This window comes from Stutzerimonas stutzeri (assembly GCF_000590475.1).
Classification (GTDB): Bacteria; Pseudomonadota; Gammaproteobacteria; order Pseudomonadales; family Pseudomonadaceae; genus Stutzerimonas; species Stutzerimonas stutzeri_D.
Window position 1 is genome coordinate 2,247,470 of the sequence record NZ_CP007441.1, and the last position, 19,620, is coordinate 2,267,089.

The 19,620-nt window shown below is 61.8% G+C and carries 17 protein-coding genes and 1 pseudogene; 15 read left to right on the forward strand and 3 right to left on the reverse strand.

The features are described 5' to 3' along the window. Positions 1-20: 20 nt before the first annotated feature. Together CH92_RS10485 and CH92_RS10490 are read right to left on the reverse strand one after the other, a co-directional pair. On the reverse strand, positions 21-1,628 hold the full coding sequence (locus CH92_RS10485) for a carboxyl transferase domain-containing protein (protein ID WP_025241731.1): 1,608 nt from the start codon (positions 1,626-1,628) through the stop codon (positions 21-23). Between the two features lie 194 nt (positions 1,629-1,822). Beyond that, positions 1,823-2,986 carry an isovaleryl-CoA dehydrogenase gene (locus tag CH92_RS10490; protein WP_025241732.1) on the reverse strand — a complete coding sequence of 388 codons (1,164 nt, stop codon included), beginning with the start codon at positions 2,984-2,986 and terminating at the stop codon, positions 1,823-1,825. Positions 2,987-3,230: 244 nt separating this feature from the next. On the opposite strand from CH92_RS10490, the gene CH92_RS10495 reads away from it, so the two are divergent. The 8 genes from CH92_RS10495 to CH92_RS10530 all read left to right on the forward strand — a co-directional run bounded on the left by CH92_RS10495 (position 3,231) and on the right by CH92_RS10530 (position 11,969). Then, positions 3,231-4,907, forward strand: coding sequence for an AMP-binding protein (locus CH92_RS10495; protein ID WP_025241733.1), 1,677 nt, complete (start codon positions 3,231-3,233; stop codon positions 4,905-4,907). A 66-nt stretch (positions 4,908-4,973) separates the two neighbouring features. Continuing rightward, a complete protein-coding gene (locus CH92_RS10500; RefSeq protein ID WP_025241734.1) occupies positions 4,974-5,567 on the forward strand; it encodes a peroxidase-related enzyme in 594 nt (197 codons plus the stop codon). Positions 5,568-5,672: 105 nt separating this feature from the next. Then, on the forward strand, positions 5,673-6,935 hold the full coding sequence (locus tag CH92_RS10505; RefSeq protein ID WP_025241735.1) for an OprD family porin: 1,263 nt from the start codon (positions 5,673-5,675) through the stop codon (positions 6,933-6,935). A 244-nt stretch (positions 6,936-7,179) separates the two neighbouring features. Continuing rightward, a complete protein-coding gene (locus CH92_RS10510) occupies positions 7,180-7,950 on the forward strand; it encodes an ABC transporter ATP-binding protein (protein ID WP_025241736.1) in 771 nt (256 codons plus the stop codon). After that, positions 7,947-8,663 (forward strand): ABC transporter ATP-binding protein, encoded by a 717-nt coding sequence (locus CH92_RS10515; RefSeq protein ID WP_025241737.1) that lies wholly within the window; start codon positions 7,947-7,949, stop codon positions 8,661-8,663. Before CH92_RS10510 ends, CH92_RS10515 begins: the two co-directional genes overlap by 4 nt. 93 nt (positions 8,664-8,756) lie before the next feature. Next, a complete protein-coding gene (locus tag CH92_RS10520; RefSeq protein WP_025241738.1) occupies positions 8,757-9,974 on the forward strand; it encodes an ABC transporter substrate-binding protein in 1,218 nt (405 codons plus the stop codon). A gap of 79 nt (positions 9,975-10,053) precedes the next feature. Further along, entirely contained in the window at positions 10,054-10,941 is an 888-nt protein-coding gene (locus CH92_RS10525) for a branched-chain amino acid ABC transporter permease (protein WP_025241739.1), read from the forward strand. A 2-nt stretch (positions 10,942-10,943) separates the two neighbouring features. Then, on the forward strand, positions 10,944-11,969 hold the full coding sequence (locus CH92_RS10530) for a branched-chain amino acid ABC transporter permease (RefSeq protein WP_025241740.1): 1,026 nt from the start codon (positions 10,944-10,946) through the stop codon (positions 11,967-11,969). An 88-nt stretch (positions 11,970-12,057) separates the two neighbouring features. Here CH92_RS10530 and CH92_RS10535 read toward each other — a convergent pair whose 3' ends face one another. Then, positions 12,058-12,834, reverse strand: coding sequence for an enoyl-CoA hydratase (locus CH92_RS10535; RefSeq protein ID WP_025241741.1), 777 nt, complete (start codon positions 12,832-12,834; stop codon positions 12,058-12,060). Positions 12,835-13,009: 175 nt separating this feature from the next. On the opposite strand from CH92_RS10535, the gene CH92_RS10540 reads away from it, so the two are divergent. The 7 genes and pseudogenes from CH92_RS10540 to CH92_RS21850 form a co-directional block, all read left to right on the forward strand. Continuing rightward, complete coding sequence (locus tag CH92_RS10540; protein ID WP_025241742.1) at positions 13,010-13,900, forward strand: LysR family transcriptional regulator; 891 nt, start codon at positions 13,010-13,012, stop codon at positions 13,898-13,900. Beyond that, positions 13,897-14,916: an AraC family transcriptional regulator gene (locus CH92_RS10545; RefSeq protein WP_025241743.1), complete on the forward strand. Its 1,020-nt coding sequence runs from the start codon at positions 13,897-13,899 to the stop codon at positions 14,914-14,916. The genes CH92_RS10540 and CH92_RS10545 overlap by 4 nt, the downstream gene beginning before the upstream one ends. Before the next feature lie 167 nt (positions 14,917-15,083). Beyond that, a complete protein-coding gene (locus tag CH92_RS10550; protein ID WP_025241744.1) occupies positions 15,084-15,851 on the forward strand; it encodes an SDR family NAD(P)-dependent oxidoreductase in 768 nt (255 codons plus the stop codon). Between the two features lie 13 nt (positions 15,852-15,864). Beyond that, positions 15,865-17,052: an acetyl-CoA C-acyltransferase gene (locus CH92_RS10555; protein ID WP_025241745.1), complete on the forward strand. Its 1,188-nt coding sequence runs from the start codon at positions 15,865-15,867 to the stop codon at positions 17,050-17,052. 9 nt (positions 17,053-17,061) lie between these two features. Next, positions 17,062-18,195 carry an acyl-CoA dehydrogenase gene (locus CH92_RS10560; RefSeq protein WP_025241746.1) on the forward strand — a complete coding sequence of 378 codons (1,134 nt, stop codon included), beginning with the start codon at positions 17,062-17,064 and terminating at the stop codon, positions 18,193-18,195. Positions 18,196-18,355: 160 nt separating this feature from the next. Then, positions 18,356-19,327: a D-2-hydroxyacid dehydrogenase family protein gene (locus CH92_RS10565; protein WP_025241747.1), complete on the forward strand. Its 972-nt coding sequence runs from the start codon at positions 18,356-18,358 to the stop codon at positions 19,325-19,327. 90 nt (positions 19,328-19,417) lie between these two features. Then, a pseudogene (locus CH92_RS21850) lies at positions 19,418-19,588 on the forward strand (D-2-hydroxyacid dehydrogenase family protein); the annotation flags it as partial. Between the last annotated feature and the right edge of the window lie 32 nt (positions 19,589-19,620).

Here is a 19,620-nt window from a genome sequence, read left to right on the forward strand (position 1 = left end):
ACTAGGGGCGTGAGCGCCGCTCACATCCGGAAAACGCCAAAGCGGGTCGGCTCGATCGGCGCGTTGAGACTGGCCGAGAGCGCCAGGCCCAGCAGATCGCGCGTCTGTGCAGGATCGATCACCCCGTCATCCCACAGCCGTGCGCTTGAGTAATAGGGATGCCCCTGACGCTCGTACTGTTCGAGAATCGGTTGCTTGAGCTGAGCTTCGTCCTGTTCGGAAAAGCTCTGCCCGCTACGCTCGGCCTGCTCACGCTTGACCTGCACCAGCACGCCCGCGGCCTGCTCGCCGCCCATCACGCCGATGCGTGCGTTGGGCCACATCCACAGGAAACGCGGGTCGTAAGCGCGGCCACACATACCGTAGTTGCCGGCGCCGAAGCTGCCACCGATGACCACCGTGAACTTCGGCACCTGGGCGCAAGCGACCGCCGTGACCAGCTTGGCGCCGTGCTTGGCGATGCCGCCAGTCTCGTATTTCTGCCCGACCATGAATCCGGTGATGTTCTGCAGGAACAGCAGGGGAATGCCGCGTTGGCAGGCCAGTTCTATGAAATGCGCGCCTTTCTGCGCCGCTTCGGCAAAGAGGATGCCGTTGTTCGCCAGGATCGCAACAGGGTAGCCGTGCAGGTGAGCGAAGCCGCACACCAGGGTAGTGCCGAACAGTGCTTTGAATTCGTCGAACTCGCTGCCATCGACGACCCGCGCGATGACTTCCCGCACGTCATAGGGCTGCTTGGACTGCGCCGGAACCACGCCGTACAGCTCTTGCGCCGGGTATATCGGCAGCCGCGGTTGGCGGGTCTGGAGCTGGCCTTGCTTCCGCCAGTTCAGGTTGGCCACGCAGCGACGAGCGATGGCCAGCGCGTGCTCGTCGTTCTCCGCGTAGTGGTCGGCCACGCCGGAGGTCTTGCAATGCACATCGGCACCGCCCAGGTCTTCGGCGGTCACCACTTCGCCGGTTGCGGCTTTCACAAGCGGCGGGCCGGCGAGGAAGATGGTCGCCTGGTTGCGAACCATGATGGTCTCATCGGCCATCGCTGGCACATAGGCGCCGCCCGCGGTGCAGGACCCCATCACTACCGCGAGCTGGGGGATGCCCATGGCGCTCATGTTGGCCTGGTTGAAGAAGATACGACCGAAGTGCTCGCGGTCCGGGAAAACTTCGTCCTGACGCGGCAGGTTGGCACCGCCCGAGTCCACTAGGTAGATGCAGGGCAGGCGGTTCTGTTGAGCGATCGCCTGTGCGCGCAGATGTTTCTTCACCGTAAGCGGGTAGTAGCTGCCGCCTTTTACCGTGGCATCGTTGGCGATGATCATGCACTCGACGCCTTCGATCCGGCCGATGCCGGCAACCACACCCGCAGCAGCAACGTCTTCACCGTAGACCTCGTAAGCCGCCAAGGGCGCGACTTCGAGAAAGGCCGAGCCGGGGTCGAGGAGAGCATTGATGCGGTCACGTACCAGCAGCTTGCCGCGGGCGACATGGCGTTGCTGCGCCTTCTCGCCACCGCCTTGGCTCATACGGTCGAGCAGGCCGCGCAGATTCTTCACCTGCTCGAGCATGGCGGCGCTGTTGGCCGCGAATTCGGGCGAACGGGTATTTATCTGTGTGTTCAGGATCGCCATCGCTGGGCTCCGGTTCATTCTGTAGGGTGGATCGGGGCGCGCAGCTGGCGCTTGATCTATCCGCCGAATGTGGTGGAAAGCGCTTCGCGGTTTTCCACCCTACGACGGGGTGCTGATCTGACCGGTCGGCGTACCGGGCGACGTTCCGCCTCAGTCCATCTGCCGATATCTCGTCCCACCTCAGCTGCTTTGTCCTATTTGGTTTCGTTGAACAGCTCGCGGCCGATCAGCATCCGGCGAATCTCGCTGGTGCCGGCGCCGATCTCGTAGAGCTTAGCGTCGCGCAATAGGCGCCCGGTCGGGAATTCGTTGATGTAGCCGTTGCCACCGAGAATCTGGATTGCCTGCAGCGCCATCTGAGTTGCCGCTTCGGCGGTGTAGAGGATTACGCCAGCGGCATCCTTGCGAGTGGTTTCGGCGCGGTCGCAGGCCTGGGCTACCGTATACAGATAGGCGCGGCTGGCATTGAGCTGGGTGTACATGTCGGCCACCTTGCCCTGGATGAACTGGAACTCACCAATGCTCTGGCCGAATTGCTTGCGGTCGTGGATGTAGGGGACTACCACGTCCAGGCAGGCCTGCATGATCCCCACCGGCCCTCCGGCGAGCACCACGCGCTCGTAATCCAGCCCGCTCATCAGCACTTTGGCGCCGCCATTCTCGACGCCCAGTACGTTCTCTTCCGGCACCTCGACGTCATCGAAGAACAGCTCGCAAGTGTTGGAGCCGCGCATGCCGAGCTTGTCGAACTTGTTGCCGCGGGAAAAACCCTTCCAGTCACGCTCAACGATGAACGCGGTGATGCCATGCGCGCCCTTGTCCAGGTCAGTCTTGGCGTAGATCACGTAGGTGTTGGCATCCGGACCGTTGGTGATCCAGGTCTTGCTGCCGTTGAGCACGAAGCGATCGCCCTTGCGGTCGGCGCGCAACTTCATCGAAACCACGTCGGAGCCGGCGTTAGGTTCGCTCATCGCCAGCGCGCCAACATGTTCGCCTGATACCAGTTTGGGTAGATATCGGGCCTTCTGTTGCGCCGTACCGTTGCGGTTGATCTGGTTGACGCACAGGTTGGAATGCGCGCCGTAGGACAGACCCACCGACGCCGAGCCGCGGCTGATTTCCTCGAGTGCGATCACGTGCGCCAGGTAACCCATTCCAGCACCGCCGAATTCCTCGTCTATGGTGATACCGAGCAGCCCCATGTTGCCGAACTTGCGCCACATATCGCTGGGAAAGAGATTGTCGCGGTCGATGGCTTCGGCGCGGGGCGCCACTTCGTCAGCCACGAAGCCGCGCACCTGGTCGCGGAGCATGTCGACGGTTTCACCAAGGGCGAAGTTGAGGCCGGAGTAGTTCATGTGCCACCTGTCAATTTTGTAGTTGTTCTGGTTCGACCGCTGGACGCCGGCAAAGGTTAATTGCACCTGCGCTCCAGCCTGATTGTTCACCGCCCTGAAGCACCGACTTAAGGTGTCGGGCGCGGTGGGTTGTCACGCTGTTACCTTTACGTTAACGTAATCGCACCTCGGGACAGCTGTCAACTCGGCGGCAGGTCCCGGATCGCAAGGCCTCATAACAAACATAAGACTGAGGAATTTCGACATGAGTCTTCCGAGCTACACCTGCGGACCGCAGACCAAACCCCTGTTGGCGATGACCATTGGTGCGGCGTTCGACCGGACAGTCGAACGGTTCTCCGACCGCGAGGCCTTGGTCGTGCGCCACCAGAACCTGCGCTACACGTGGGCGCAGCTGGCCGAACAGGTGGATCTTTGCGCACGCGGCTTGCTGGCCCTCGGTCTGCAGCCAGGCGAACGCCTGGGCATTTGGTCGCCGAACAATGCGCAGTGGTGCATTGCCCAGTTGGCTAGTGCGAAGGCTGGCGTAGTGCTGGTGAACATCAACCCGGCTTACCGGCTGAACGAACTCGAATACGCGCTCAAGCAGTCCGGCTGCCGCTGGTTGATCTGTGCCGATGCGTTCAAGACGTCCGACTACCATGCGATGCTCCATGAGCTGCTGCCGGAGCTGGAGCGCTCGGCCATTGGTGCTCTGCAGAGCCACATGCTGCCGGAGCTGCGCGGGGTGATCAGCCTGTGCGACACGCCGGTGGATGGCATGTTGTTGTGGCGTGGCCTGCTGGACATGTCTGAAAGTGTAGGCGCTGAACAGCTGCGTCAATGCAGCGAGCAGCTGCAGTTCGACGATCCGATCAACATTCAATACACCTCGGGCACGACGGGTTTCCCCAAAGGGGCCACCCTCAGTCACTACAACATTCTCAACAACGGTTACATGGTCGGTGAAAGCCTCAAGCTCACCGAGCATGACCGGCTCGTGATCCCGGTACCGCTGTATCACTGCTTTGGCATGGTGATGGGCAACCTTGGCTGCGTGACCCATGGCACCACGATGATCTACCCGAGCGCCGCCTTCGAACCGCTCGCGACTCTGCAGGCTGCCGCCGAGGAGAAAGCCACCGGCATGTACGGCGTGCCCACCATGTTCATTGCCATGCTCGATCATCCCGAGCGCCAGTCGCTGGACCTGAGCCACCTGCGCACGGGGATCATGGCCGGTTCCACCTGCCCGATCGAGGTGATGAAACGGGTCATCGACGACATGCACCTCGCCGAGATGCAGATCGCCTACGGCATGACCGAAACCAGCCCGGTCTCCACCCAGACCGGGCCGGATGATGACCTCGAGCGTCGCGTCACCAGCGTCGGACGCACCCAGCCGCATCTGGAGAGCAAGGTGGTCGATGAGCACAACCGCATCGTCGCGCGAGGGCAGATCGGCGAACTCTGCACCCGCGGTTACAGCGTGATGCTGGGCTATTGGAACAATCCCGAGGCGACCGCTGGCGCCATCGATGGCGCGCGCTGGATGCACACCGGCGACCTGGCAATCATGGATGACGAGGGCTACCTGAAAATCGTCGGGCGCAACAAGGACATGATCATTCGCGGCGGCGAGAACGTGTATCCGCGCGAGGTCGAGGAGTTCCTCTTCACTCATCCGGCGGTGGCCGACGTGCAGGTGATTGGGGTGCCCGACAAGACCTATGGCGAAGAGATCGTGGCCTGGGTCAAATTGCACCAGGGACAGGAAACCAGTGCCGATGAGCTGCGTGATTTTTGTAAGGGACGCATCGCGCATTTCAAGACGCCGCGGCATATCAAATTCGTTGATGATTTCCCCATGACCATCAGCGGCAAGGTGCAGAAATTCCGTATGCGCGAGGTCAGCGTCGCGGAGCTCGGCCTCGTCGAATGACGACCGCCGGCACCCAGTCACACCGGCCTTGTATGTCCATATGCCTCTGACGATACGGAGCTCACCATGCCCCAGTCCATCAGCCGTTTCCCCCTTGTCGAAGACCTCGCGTCGCTACCGGCCGATGTGCACGAACGAATCCTGGCGGTGCAAGAGAAAGCCGGTTTCGTGCCTAACGTCTTTCTTATGTTGGCTCATCGACCTGATGAATTTCGCGCGTTCTTCAACTACCACGATGCTTTGATGGAACGAGAGTCCGACAGCCTGACCAAGGCTGAGAAGGAGATGATCGTCGTGGCAGTGAGTGCCGATCACGGTTGCTTGTATTGCGTGGTAGCCCACGGGGCGATCCTGCGCATCCTGGCGAAAGACCCGCTGCTTGCCGATCAGGTGGCGGTGAACTACCGCACCGCGCCGCTCAACGAGCGTCAACGAACGATGATCGACTTTGCCCTGTATCTGGCTGCGCAACGCGGCGTGCTTGATGACGCCTGGCAGGCACGGCTGGAGAAGCTGGGTTTCACGCTGGGCGACATCTGGGATATCGGGTCGATTGCGGCGCTGTTCGGGCTGTCCAATCGTCTGGTGTCGATGGCACGAACTCCTCCCAACGATGAATTCTATTTGCTGGGTCGCGTGCCCAGGGCTACCGCTGGCTGAGCGGGGGCAACCGGTTTGCCGCATGACGCGGTAAAGACGAGACCCGGCAGGAGCGAGGTCGGGTCTTCAGCTGCACCAACCAAGACAATAACAAGAGAGATGACTATGCAACTGAAACCCCTGAGCCGTTTCTTCATCCTCAGCAGCCTGGCTGCTTCCGCCCTCGGCACCTCAACGATGGCGTCAGCGGCGTTTCTCGACGACAGCAAGGCCAGCGTCGAGCTTCGCAACTTCTACATGAACCGTGATTTCCGCCAGAGTGGCGCGACCCAGTCCAAGGCCGACGAGTGGGCGCAGGGCTTCATCCTCAAGATGGAGTCGGGCTACACCGAAGGGCCTGTCGGCTTCGGTCTCGACGCCATCGGCCTGCTGGGCGTCAAGCTCGACTCCAGCCCGGATCGTTCCGGGACTGGCATCCTGCAAAGGGATTCATCCGGCCAGCCATCGGACGACTACGGCACCGCTGGGCTGACCGCTAAAGCCAAGCTGTCCAACACGACGCTGCACGTCGGCACCCTGCAGCCGATTCTTCCGGTGCTGATGCGCAACGACAGTCGCCTGCTGCCCAATCTGTACCGCGGCGCCTGGCTGCAGAGCAAGGAGATCGAAGGGCTGACCGTCGATGTGGGCATGCTCGATCGCACCCGCTATCGCGACTCCTCCGATTACGAAGAGATGGCCGTCTTCAACAGCGGCGCGCGCAATATCGTGCTGGGCAATGCCGAGACCAGTGATGAGTTCCTGTTTGCTGGCGGCAAGTATCAGTTCAGTCCCGAACTGACCGGCAGCTACTACTACGGCGGACTGGACGGCATCTACGACCAGCACAGCGTGCAGCTGGTCCACATCCTGCCGCTTGGCGAGAACCAGAGCTTCAAGACCGACCTGCGCTACGCTCGCTCCACCGATGACGGCGGCAGCAACGTCGACAACAACGCTTTCGGTGCCATCTTCACCTACAAGATCGGGGGGCATGGCTTCACTGGTGGCTACCAGAAGATGAGCGGCGACACGGGCTTTGCGTACGTCAGTGGCGGCGACAACATGCTAATCAACCTGTTGCAGATCAATGACTTCGGCAACGAAGATGAGAAGTCTTGGCAAGTTCGGTATGACTACGACTTCGCCGCTATGGGCGTGCCGGGTCTGAGTCTGATGACCCGCTATGTTTCCGGCGGCGACGTCAATCTGGCGGGCGGCGGTGAAGGGGAAGAGTGGGAACGTGACACCGACATCGCGTATGTGGTGCAGAACGGTCCGCTGAAGAACTTCGGCATGAAGGTGCGCAACGCCACGGTGCGCAGCAACTTCGGCGCCGATCTGAACGAAACCCGTTTGATCCTCAGCTACACCCTGGCGCTCTGGTAACAGCAGGGCGCAACACCGCACCTCTCCTCGTTGATCTTTACCGGGCCGTTGTGGCCCGGTTTTTTTAAGCTACTTTCAATGAGGATTCCTTTGAGACGGCCTCGGATCTTCTGCTCTATGAGTCAATCGGCCGTTTGAAATTGAAGCTTGCCTCACGCTGGAAGCGGTTGTTATCGTTTACGTAAAGGTCATGCAGCGACCTGCGCCATAACCAACAACAATAATCAAGGTTAGAGGGCATCCCATGGAACCGGAGTTCGTGCTGGAAACGCGCGGCCTGACCAAGGAATTTCGCGGCTTCACCGCAGTGGATTCCGTTGACCTGCGTGTACAGAAGGGACACATCCATGCATTGATCGGCCCCAACGGCGCCGGCAAGACCACGGTGTTCAATCTTCTCACCAAATTCCTCACGCCCACTCGCGGCGACATCCTCTATCGCGGCAAACCGATCACCTCGATGAAAGCCAACGAGATCGCCCGACTGGGTCTTGTGCGTTCATTTCAGATATCGGCGGTGTTCGGTCACATGACCGTGCTGGAAAACGTCCGCGTCGCCCTGCAGCAAAAGCTGGGAAATTCCTACCATTTCTGGAAATCCGAACGGATCCTCCGCAAATTGGACGAAGGCGCCATGCAGTTGTTGGCGGACGTGGATCTGGAGTCCTTCGCCCAGACGCTGGCTATCGAATTGCCTTATGGCCGCAAACGTGCACTCGAACTGGCAACCACGCTGGCGCTGGATCCGGTTGTACTGCTGCTCGACGAGCCCACCCAGGGTATGGGCGGTGAAGATGTCGACATGGTCGTGGCGCTGGTACGACGCGCGGCAGTGAATCGTACGGTGCTGATGGTCGAACACAACCTCAGCGTGGTGAGTCGGCTTTGCGATCGCATTACCGTGTTGGCACGCGGTGCGGTATTGGCCGAAGGCGACTATGAAACCGTCTCGGCCAACCCGCAGGTGCGCGAAGCCTATATGGGCAGCGAAGTTGTCGAGGAAGCGCATCCATGACCCCGATGGCCGACCGCGACCAACTGCGACTGGATGACCTGCATGCCTTCTATGGCGAGTCCCACATTCTTCACGGTGTCGATCTGGTCGTGGGGCGTGGGGAGCTCGTCACACTGCTCGGTCGCAACGGCTCCGGCCGCAGCACCACATTGCGCGCGATCATGAACATGGTCGGGCGACGCACCGGCTCCATTGTGATCAACGGCAATGAAACCATGGGCATGCCGGCCCACCAGATTCCCCGGCTCGGTGTCGGCTACTGCCCTGAAGAGCGCGGCATCTTTTCCAGCCTGAGCGTCGAAGAAAACCTGTTGCTGCCACCTACCGTGCGCAGCGGTGGCATGGGGCTGGACGAACTCTACGAGATGTTTCCCAACCTCTACGAGCGCCGATTCAGCCAGGGCACACGCTTGTCCGGAGGCGAGCAGCAGATGCTCGCCATGGCGCGCATCCTGCGCACCGGCGCCAATCTGCTGCTGCTCGACGAGATTACCGAAGGCCTGGCCCCGGTGATCGTGCAGAAACTCGGCGAAGTACTGATCAAGCTGAAGAAGCGCGGGCTGACGATCGTGCTGGTGGAGCAGAATTTCCGTTTCGCCGCACCCCTGGCTGACCGTCATTACGTGATGGAGCACGGGCAGATCATCGAAGAGATCAGCGCTGCAGACCTGGATTCGAAAAAGGAATTTTTGAATAGCTGTCTGGGGGTTTGATCGCCCTCTGAGAAGGAACTGCCGGTTCGCAGCGCGCGCCGGCGCGTACATCAACAAAGGCCACAACAACAAAAACAATCACAGTGGGTGACTATGAAAACCATCAAGAAGACTGCAGCCGCCGTTCTGGTTTCCAGCATGATCGTCGGTGCCGCGCAGGCCGAAATCAGCAATGACGAGATCCGTATCGGTTATCTCGCTGACATGTCCGGCACCTACCGCGACCTGTCCGGTCCCGGCGGGCTCGAAGCGCTGCAGATGGCGATCGAGGACTTCGGAGGCACCGTCAACGGCAAGAAGATCGTGACCTTTAATGCCGACGACTTGAACAAGCCCGACGTGGGCGCCAACACCGTGCGGCAGTGGATCGACGAGCGCAACGTCGACATGGTGACCGGCATGGTTGCCAGCTCCGTGGTGCTGGCGGCGGCCAAGGTGGTGGAGCAGGGCGGCAAGTTGGCGCTGATATCCGGCGCGGCCGCATCGAGCATTACCAACGAGTATTGTTCACCCAGCCATATTCACTGGACCTACGACACCTTTGCCCTGGCCAACGGCACCGCTAACGCCGTGCTCAAGGATGGCGGCAAGAGCTGGTTCATCCTCACTGCCGATTACGCGTTCGGTCACGCCATGGAAAACGACATCAAGAAGGTGGTCGAGGCCGAGGGCGGGAGCGTGGTCGGCACCGTTCGCCATCCGTTCCCGAGCAGTGACTTCTCGTCTTACATCCTGCAGGCGCAAGGGTCCGGCGCTGACGTGGTCGCCCTGGCAAACGCCGGCGCCGACACGGTGAACTCGCTCAAGACCGCCAGCGAGTTCGGTGTGACCCAATCCGGTCAGAAACTTGCCGGCATGGTGGTGTTCCTTAACGACATCCACGCAATGGGGCTGGATGTAACTCAGGGGCTGATGCTGACCACCGGCTGGTATTGGGATATGACCGAGGAGTCCCGCGCCTGGGCCAAGCGTTATTACGATCGCGTCGGGCGCATGCCGGGCATGGTGCCGGCGGGCATCTACTCGGCGACCATGCACTATCTCAACGCCGTGAAAGAAACCGGCAGTGATGATGCTCAGGCGGTTCGCGCGCAGATGGCCAAAACACCTATCAATGACATGTTCGCCAAGAACGGCAGTATCCGAGAGGATGGTCGCATGGTGCACGACATGTATCTGGTCAAGGTGAAAACCCCAGCCGAATCCAAGGGCGAGTGGGACCTCTACAAAGTGGTCAGCACCATCCCGGGCGATCAGGCGTTCCGGCCCATAGGCGAAAGCCAGTGCCAGAAGATGGCGGCGAAGAACTGATTCGCCCGATCCGTGCCTTTACCCGGCCGGCTCTCGCCAGAGCGGCCGGGTGCCCCGAAAATTTTTTGGGTAGAGAATCATGACTCTCGTTTTCGGCGTCCCCCTGAGCGTTCTGTTCGGGCAGCTATTGCTCGGCCTGATCAACGGGTCGTTCTATGCGCTGCTGAGCCTTGGTCTGGCAATCATCTTCGGCCTGCTTCGCATCATCAACTTCGCCCACGGCGCGCAGTACATGCTCGGTGCCTTTGCGGCGTTTCTTGGGCTGAACTACCTGGGCATCAATTACTGGGCAGCGCTGCTGCTATCGCCGCTGGTGGTCGGGTTGCTGGGCATCGGGATCGAGCGCGGCCTGCTGCGCCGCATTGCCGGCGAGGATCATCTGTACGGGCTGCTGCTGACCTTCGGGTTGGCGCTGATCGTCGAGGGCAGCTTCGTCAAGCTGTTCGGCGTGTCGGGTTCATCCTATCCAATGCCGGAGATGCTCAAGGGTGGGCACAACCTGGGCTTCATGTTTCTGCCGACCTACCGTGGCTGGGTCATCGTTGCGGCGCTGACGGTGTGCTTCGCTACCTGGTACATGATCGAGCGGACTCGGCTGGGTTCCTATCTGCGCGCCGGTACCGAAAACCCCAAGCTGATGCAGGCGTTCGGTATTAACGTGCCGCTGCTGATCACTTTGACCTACGGGTACGGTGTGGCGCTCGCTGCCTTCGCCGGTGTGCTGGCTGCGCCGATCTATGCGGTGACGCCGGGCATGGGCTCGAATCTGTTGATCGTGGTGTTCGCCGTGGTGGTGATCGGCGGTATGGGTTCGATTATGGGCGCGATCATCACGGGTCTCGCCATGGGGCTGATCGAGGGCCTGACCAAGGTGTTCTATCCCGAGGCAGCCAACACGGTGATTTTCGTGATCATGGTTCTGGTCCTGCTGGTTCGCCCCGCCGGCCTGTTTGGTAAGGAGGCGTGAACATGACGACACAAGAAAGCGTTCAAGCAGCCGCGTTGCAGGCGACTCCCACCGAGGTCAAAGCCAATGCCGAGCACGAGCGTCGCCGAGCCGCTCGGCGGCGTATGTATATCTTCTACGGCGTCTTGCTGGCCGTGGCGCTGGTGGCGCCGATGATGGTTTACCCCGTATTCCTGATGAAGCTGCTGTGCTTCGCGTTGTTCGCTTGCGCTTTCAATCTGCTGTTGGGCTATGCGGGGTTGCTGTCCTTCGGGCATGCGGCTTTCTTCGCCTGCGGCGGGTATATCACCGGCTATATGCTCAGCAGCTTCAACGGTCTGAGCACCGAGCTGGGCATCCTTGCCGGCACGCTGGCGTCGACGGTACTGGGACTGATCTTCGGGCTGCTGGCGATCCGCAGGCAGGGCATCTATTTTGCGATGATCACCCTGGCGTTGGCGCAGATGGCTTTTTTTGTTTTTGTGCAGGCGCCATTCACCGGCGGAGAAAACGGCATGCAGGGCGTGCCGCGCGGGTTCTTGCTGGGCTTGTTCGACATGCAGAACAACATGGCGCTGTACTACTTCGTGCTAACGGTGTTCGTGTTCGGTTTCGCCATCATTCAGCGCACCATTCACTCGCCATACGGCCAGGTGCTCAAGGCAATTCGCGAAAACGAACCCCGGGCGATATCGCTCGGCTACAACGTCGATGCGCACAAGTTGCTGGCATTCGTCATCTCTGCCGCGTTGACCGGCCTGGCCGGCTCGACCAAGACCGTGGTGTTCCAGCTCGCCTCGTTGACCGATGCGCACTGGCACATGTCCGGCGAAGTGATCCTGATGACCTTGCTGGGCGGTGTCGGCACCATTCTCGGTCCGATCGTGGGTGCGACGGTGGTGGTGACTTTGCAGAGCTCGCTATCCAACGGGCCGCTGGGCGAGTGGGTGCATGTGATTCTGGGCGTGATTTTCGTGCTCTGCGTGCTGCTGTTCCGCTCCGGCATCGTGGGTTGGCTGGAGCGACTGATCAAGCGCAATTTCAAGTAGCGGTGCGCGCCGGGGGCGGCTTTGGTAGCTCCCACGCTTCGCCTTGGCACGGCTAGAAAAAGCCCCGTCTGCACGGGGCCTGTTCATTTCAGGCGTTGCGCCAGGTGGGACGGCGTTTTTCGAGGAAAGCATTCACGCCTTCCTTCTGGTCCTGGGTATCGAACAGTTCCGCGAACAGCTCACGCTCGGCGGCCCAGCCATCGGCGTGGGTGTCGTTGCGCGCGTTCATTACCAGACGCTTGCAGCGACTGACGGAGGAGGGGCTTTGTGCGCTTACGCCTGCAGCGAGCTTGAGCGAGGCCTCGAGCGATTGTCCGCGTGGCACGACTTCCTCGACCAGGCCAATCTTTTCAGCCCGCTGTGCATCGATGCGCTCGCCACAGAGAATCATGCGCTTGGCCCAGCCTTCGCCCACTAGCCAGGGCAGGTTCTGGGTGCCGCCAGCGCAGGGCAGCAGGCCGACGCTCGCTTCGGGAAGCGCCATTTGCGCCTGTTCTTCGGCGATGCGGATGTCGCAAGCCAGTGCACACTCCAGCCCGCCGCCCATGGCGTACCCGTTGATCGCCGCGATGGAAACGCCGCGAAAACGCGTCAGCGCATCGAAGGCATGGCCGAAGCGTTCGGCTACTTCGCGCGCGCTGGCCTTGTCGCCGTCGGCGAATTGCTTGAGGTCGGCACCGGCCGAGAAGAACTTCTCACCCTGGCCAGTGATGACAAGCGCATAGACGTTCGGATCGTCGTTGAGCTGACCGATCAGTTGTTCCAGCAAAGCCAGCGACTCGCGGTCCCAAGTGTTGGCCGGCGGGTTGGCGATGGTCAGCAGGGCGGTGTGGTCGCGTATCTCGAGCTGGATCTTCTCGCTCATGTCGGTTCCTTCTTGTTGGAATGATGCGTACGCCGTAAAGCGAACAGGTTCGATGAACGAGCCTAGCAGCGTAAAAATAGTAAACACATGCGACTAAATGCAGAGGTATTCTGTTTTTTTGCACAGGCGAGCCTTGCTGGCCGGCGCGCCGAACCTCATGGATCTGGAGCTTAGGGTGGATTGGGACAACCTGCGTTTCTTTCTCGAACTGTCGCGCGCGGGCAAGCTGACGGTGGCGGCGCGGCGCTTGGCGGTCGATCACACCACGGTAGCGCGCCGGGTGCAGGCGCTGGAAAAGGCGCTGGACAGGCAGCTGTTCATTCGTGCCAAGGCGGGCTATCGGTTGTCCGAAGCCGGTCGTGAATTGCTCATCCAGGCCGAGGCGATGGAAAGCGCCATTGTCTCCATCGAGCAGCCGAGCCTGACGGCTGACAAACTCTCCGGTCAGGTCCGTATCGGCGCCACCGAGGGCTATGGCACGCTGATGTTGGCTGGACAACTGGCCACGCTCACCCGCGAATACCCGCACCTCGGTGTGGATCTGCTGGCCGTTCCGCGCTCGGTGCGCCTGGCGCGCCATGAAGCGGACATCGTCATCACGCTGGAACGGCCGGAACGCGGCCCTTACGTGATCACCAAGTTGACCGACTACGTGTTGCGGCTCTACGCCTCGGAGGCCTATCTCGCTCAGCACCCACCCATCCGCAGCCGTGAAGATCTGAGCCACCACGTGTTCGTCAGCTATATCGAGGACCTGCTTTACAGCAAGGAGCTGTTCTTCCTCGACGAGATCGTCCGCCCCCGTCAGCACTCGCTGCGCAGCACCAGCATTCTTGCCCAGCAGGAAGCGGTTGCGGCCGGAGCAGGGTTGGCGATCCTGCCGGCGTTCTCCGCCCGCAAGGAGCCCCTGCTCAAGGAAGTACTGGTCGACGAAATCGAATTCACCCGTACGTTCTGGATGCTGATGCCCGTGGAAAACAAGGATCTGGCGAGGATGCGCGTGTGCTGGGATTTTCTCCGCGCCGTCGCCGCCAGCAGCCAGGACCAGATGATGGGGCGCGCATGATCCGCGAGGACAAGGGCACCATCTCGGCTCAGTTGGTGCACGAGGCACTGCGGGCGTTTACCACGCCGGCGATGCCGGCTCATGCCCTGCTGGATAATCTCGGCCTGTCGCTGATCCAGCTCGACGACTCGCAGGCGCGCGTCGATGTGACCGAATACAGCAAGCTCTGGCGGCGACTGGCGCGGCATTTCGATGATGAATTCTTCGGCATGGATGCGCGGCGAATGCGAGTCGGCAGCTTTGCCTTCGTCTGTCGCGCGACGATGGCGCAGCCGACATTGGACCGTGCTCTGCAGGTCGCGCTGGATTTCTTCGGCCTGACCTTCGAGGGCTTTCGCGGCGAACTGAACCGTAGCGAAAGTCTGGCCGAGATCGTGCTGCTGGAAAGCGATACGTCGCCACGCCGGGCATTCACCTATTTCACCTTCTGGATGCTGCTGCATGGGTTGGCGTGCTGGCTGGTCGGGCGGCGCATCCCGTTGCTGACGGTGGAGCTACGCTGCGAGGAGCCGGCCTATACCGACGACTATCGCGTGATGTTCTCGGACAACCTGCGGTTTTCCCGGTCCACGACACGCCTTATTTTCGCCGCCGAAGTGTTGGATCTCCCGGTGCGCCGCAGTGAGTCCGAACTGCATGGCTTCCTGGCCCAGGCGCCGGCGAACATTCTGGTCAGGTACCGCGACGACACCAGCCTCGCCAGCCGCATCAAGGCTAAATTGCGCGGATTGCCCGCCGAACGATGGCCGACCAGCGATGTGCTGGCTCAAGAGCTGTGCGTTTCGCCGTCGACTTTGCGTCGCCGTTTGGCCGAAGCCGGGCTGCCGTACCAGGCCATCAAGGACCTGGTGCGTCAGGAAATGGCAACCTTGTGGCTGGCCGATGCCGCCATCACCTATGGCGAAATCGCCGATCGCCTCGGCTTCGCCGACGTCAGCTCCTTCTACAAGGCGTTCCGCAAATGGACCGGGACCAACCCTGGCCAGTACCGGCGGCTGGTCCTGGGGACGGTCTAGACTTCAGTCAGATCAGATTGGCCAAAACGGTCAGCCAGATTGAGAAGAACGACCATTGTCCGCACCGATCCGGCTGATGAAGATGCTGCCAAGGAGATCGCCTGGACGCCGGCCTTGACCATAGATGCCTGCGGCGGCGATCTCGGACGCTTTCGAGAGGTTGTGCTGTGGACATTCAAGACAAGGTTTTCCTGATCACCGGAGGTGCCTCCGGGCTGGGCGCCGCGGCTGCCGAAACACTGCTGCTGGCCGGTGCGAAAGTCGTGCTGGCGGACATCAACGCCGAGCTGCTGACCGAGCGCTGCGAGACGTTGGGTGCCAATGCCCTGGGTGTGATCACCAACGTATGTGACGAAGCTGCGGCGCAGGCGGCTGTGAATGAGGCGGTGGAGCGGTTCGGTGCGCTGCACGGGCTGGTCAACTGCGCCGGCGTCGCCAGCGGCGAACGGATTCTCGGTCGTCAGGGGCCGCATGGTCTGGACAGTTTCAGCAAGGTCATCGGCCTCAACCTGATCGGTACTTTCAACATGCTGCGCCTGGCTGCCGAGGCCATTGCCAGAAATGAGCCGGATGCCCAGGGCAATCGCGGCGTGATCATCAATACGGCCTCGGTCGCAGCCTACGACGGCCAGATCGGCCAGGCTGCCTATGCGGCTTCCAAGGGCGGTGTGGTCGCGATGACGCTACCGGCCGCACGTGAATTGGCACGCCACGGCATTCGCGTCATGACCATTGCCCCCGGCGTGTTCGAGACGCCGATGATGGCCGGCATGACCCAGGAAGTGCGCGACTCGTTGGCTGCCGGCGTGCCGTTTCCGCCGCGTCTGGGTCGCGCCAATGAATATGCGGCGCTGGTACGCCACATCATCGAGAACGACATGCTCAACGGCGAAGTGATCCGCCTAGACGGTGCGCTGCGCATGGCCGCGAAATAATCGGAGACAGCGAATGAACAACGATCCAATCGTGATTCTCGGCAGCGCCCGCACCCCCATGGGTGGCTTTCAAGGCGATCTGAAAAGCCTCAGCGCGCCGGAGCTGGGCGCGGCGGCGATTCGCGCTGCAGTGGAGCGCAGCGGTGTCTCAGCCGAACAGGTGCAGGAAGTGTTGATGGGCTGCGTGCTTCCAGCCGGCCTCGGCCAGGCGCCGGCACGGCAGGCGGCGCTCGGCGCGGGGCTGGGCAAAGCCACCGCGACCACTACGCTGAACAAGATGTGCGGCTCGGGCATGCAGGCGGCGATTCTCGCCCACGACGCGTTGCGTGCCGGCAGCGTCGACCTGATCGTCGCGGGTGGCATGGAAAGCATGTCCAACGCGCCTTATCTGCTGGAAAAGGCTCGCGGCGGTTATCGCATGGGTCACGGCAAGGTGCTCGATCACATGTTCCTCGACGGCCTCGAAGATGCCTACGACAAGGGCCGGTTGATGGGCACCTTTGCCGAGGACTGCGCGCAGAACCACGGCTTCAGCCGCGAAGAGCAGGACGCCTACGCACTGACGTCGCTGCAGCGTGCTCGGGACGCCATTACCGCGGGCCGTTTCGCCAGGGAGATCGTCCCGCTGGATGTCACCCAAGGGCGCGAGCAGCGCACCATTCGCGACGATGAACAGCCGCCCAAGTCGATGCCGGAGAAGATTCCGTCCCTCAAGCCGGCGTTCCGCGACGGCGGCACTGTTACCGCAGCCAACTCCAGCTCGATATCCGATGGCGCCGCGGCGCTGGTGCTGACGCGGCGTTCCGAGGCCGAGCGTCGCGGCTTGAAGCCTCAGGCGCTCATCCATGGCCACGCGGTGTTTGCCGACGCACCGAACCTGTTCCCGACTGCGCCTATCGGCGCCATTCACAAGCTGTTGGAGCGCACCGGCTGGCGTCTCGACGAGGTGGATCTGTTCGAGATCAACGAGGCCTTCGCCGTAGTCAGCATGGTCACCATGCGCGAGCTCGGTCTGGATCACGCCAAGGTCAACGTCAACGGTGGTGCCTGCGCCCTCGGCCACCCGATCGGTGCGTCTGGTGCGCGCATTCTCGTGACGCTGATTGCCGCGCTGCGCGACCGTGGGCTGCGCAAGGGCATTGCGGCCATCTGCATCGGCGGTGGCGAAGCGACCGCCATGGCCGTCGAACTGCTCGATTGAGGAATTGCCATGCTGCTCAATGATGACCAGACCAGTATTCGCGACATGGCTCGGCAGTTCGCCCAGGAGCGGCTGAAACCCTTCGCCGCCGACTGGGACCGCGAGCATCGTTACCCGGCCGAGGCGATTGCTGAGATGGCTGAGCTCGGCTTCTTCGGCATGCTCTGCCCGGAACAGTGGGGCGGCAGCGACACCGGCTATATCGCCTATGCGCTGGCCCTCGAAGAGATCGCGGCTGGAGACGGCGCCTGCTCGACCATCATGAGCGTGCATAACTCGGTCGGCTGCGTGCCGATCCTGCGTTTTGGCACTGAAGAACAGAAGCAACGCTACCTGACGCCACTGGCCAGCGGCGCGCAGATTGGCGCCTTCGCGCTGACCGAGCCGCATGCCGGCTCCGACGCCAGCAGCCTGCGTACCCGCGCCCGGCGTGACGGAGATGGTTACGTGCTCAACGGCGCCAAGCAGTTCATCACTTCGGGTCAGCACGCCGGCACGGTGATCGTGTTTGCTGTGACTGATCCGGACGCAGGCAAGCGCGGCATTAGTGCCTTCATCGTGCCGACTGATACACCGGGCTATCAGGTAGTGCGGATTGAGGACAAGCTCGGCCAGCACGCCTCGGATACCTGCCAACTGGCGTTCGAAGACATGCGGGTGCATGAGTCGCAGCGATTGGGTGAGGAGGGCGAGGGATATCGCATCGCCCTGGCAAACCTGGAAGGCGGGCGCATCGGCATCGCGGCCCAAGCGGTCGGCATGGCCCGTGCAGCGTTCGAGGCGGCACGCGACTATGCGCGTGAGCGCGAGGCATTCGGAAAGGCGATCAGCGAACACCAGGCCGTCGCGTTTCGGCTGGCCGACATGGCGACGCAGATCGCCGTCGCCCGGCAGATGGTGCTGCACGCCGCCGCATTGCGAGAGGCCGGCCAGCCAGCCCTGGTCGAAGCGTCCATGGCCAAACTGTTCGCTTCGGAAATGGCGGAGAAGGTCTGCTCGGCGGCGATTCAGACGCTGGGTGGTTATGGCTATCTCAAGGATTTTCCGGTGGAGCGCATCTACCGCGATGTGCGGGTCTGTCAGATATACGAGGGCACTAGCGACATCCAGCGGTTGGTAATTGCGCGCAATCTCGGGGAGTGAGGTGCGGGGAGTTATCCAAAGGATTCAGCGGCAGATCGGGAGCAGTTCGCGAGCAAGTTCGCTCCTACAGATGGATGGCGTGCGTGTCTTGACTGATACTCTCTTCGCCTAGACATCAGCTGGCTTGCCGGCGATTCGCCGTTCTTCTGGAGAACCCCCAATGCACATCGTCATTCCCGATGATTATCAGGACGTGGTCCGCTCGCTGGCGTGTTTCGAGTTGCTCGATGGCCATCAGGTCAGCGTTTATCACGACCTGACGACCGATCCCCAGCAGTTGGCCGAGCGCTTCGCCGACGCTGACGCCCTGGTACTGACCCGCGAGCGCACGATCATTGACGAAGCGCTGTTGGCTCGCTTGCCCAACTTGAAGCTGATCAGTCAGACCGGCAAAGTTGCCGCTCACCTTGACCTAGAGGCATGCACGCGCCATGGCGTGGCTGTGATGGAGGGCCGCGGCTCACCCATCGCGCCCGCCGAACTGGCCTGGGCGCTGATCATGATGGCGCGGCGGCGGTTGCTACCGGCGATGCAGGCGCTGTACGCCGGGCAGTGGCAGGTCAATCTAGGCGATCGCCTGTACGGGCAGACACTGGGTATCTGGGGCTACGGCAAGATCGGGCAACGACTGGCGCGCTACGCTCAGGCGTTCGAAATGCCGGTGCTGGTGTGGGGCAGCGAGGGCTCGCGACAGGCCGCCGAACGCGATGGGCACCGTGCTGCTGGCAACCGCGAGGCGTTTTTTGAGGAAGCCGATGTTCTGAGCCTGAACCTGCGTCTGGTCGAGGCGACCCGGCACATCGTGACCGCCGATGACCTGGCGCGGATGAAGCCCAACGCGCTGCTGGTCAACATCAGTCGTGCCGAGCTGATCGCACCCGGCGCCTTGCTCGAAGCGCTCGATGCCGGCCGCCCCGGATTCGCCGCCCTCGATGTATTCGAGCAGGAACCGGTGATCGATCCGGAGCACCCACTGCTTCAGCATCCCAACGTGTTGTGCGCGCCACATTTGGGCTATGTCGAGCGCCAGGGCTATGAGCTTTACTTTGGCGATGCCTTCGCCAACGTGGCGGCGTTCTTTCGGGGCGAGCCCTGTGAGTTTGCCAACCCCGGCGTGACCGTGTCGCGTTAGGGGCACGGACTGCGGGCGAATAAATTCGCCCCTACAAGCCGCATCCGCACCCGAACCGCAGCGCCGCCTTTGTAGGGGCGAACTTGTTCGCCCGTCGCGCACCTGCTTCAGCCATCCCACGTGTTGTGCACGCCGCATCTGGGCGATGTGGAGCGGCAGAGCTATGAGCTGTACTTCGGCGATGCCTTCGCCAATGTGGCGGCGTTCTTTCGGGGCGAATCCTGTGAATTTGCCAACCCCGGCGTGGCCGTGTCGGGTTAGGGGCACGGACCGCGGACGAATAAATTCGCCCC